This window comes from Gilvimarinus sp. 1_MG-2023, from assembly GCF_030548285.1.
Genome location: NZ_JAUOSC010000276.1, coordinates 1 through 391, shown reverse-complemented (window position 1 = coordinate 391; position 391 = coordinate 1). Strand labels below are relative to the sequence as shown.

General features: G+C 59.1%; 1 protein-coding gene. It reads left to right on the top strand.

Translation table 11 applies throughout. From position 1 onward, the window contains the following. Positions 1–190: hypothetical protein (locus Q4563_RS16775; protein ID WP_442903772.1), on the top strand; the 190-nt coding region annotated here is incomplete at its 5' end. Positions 191–391: the final 201 nt, after the last annotated feature.

Sequence of the window (391 nt, the reverse complement as noted above, 5' to 3'; positions counted from 1 at the left end):
GGATTATGGTTTTCCGGATGACGGCATCATCACCCGCTTAGCCACCAACCAGCCGGGCTGGTGTTATGCCGACCTGGATCTGGCTGAACTGGCCCATGTGCGCAAGGCGGGCCAGGTGTTCAACTATCGCGACTGGGATGGGCAATACCCGTTTGTAACTCCGCCTCTTGCCGATAAGCCAACGGAATAAGCCGGCAAGACAGATAACGGCTGCGACCCTGGTGCGTAGTCCGCTTCAGGGTCTCGTCTGGGGCTTGATGCGGTGATTATCCGGCAACCGATGTTTTGGGTGACGCCAGGGTACGCACGGTAAAGCCGAACAACGCCGCCGCCAGCATCATGCAAATCATCGCCTTGGGTGAGCCGTCCGAGAAGCTGCTGACCACCGACC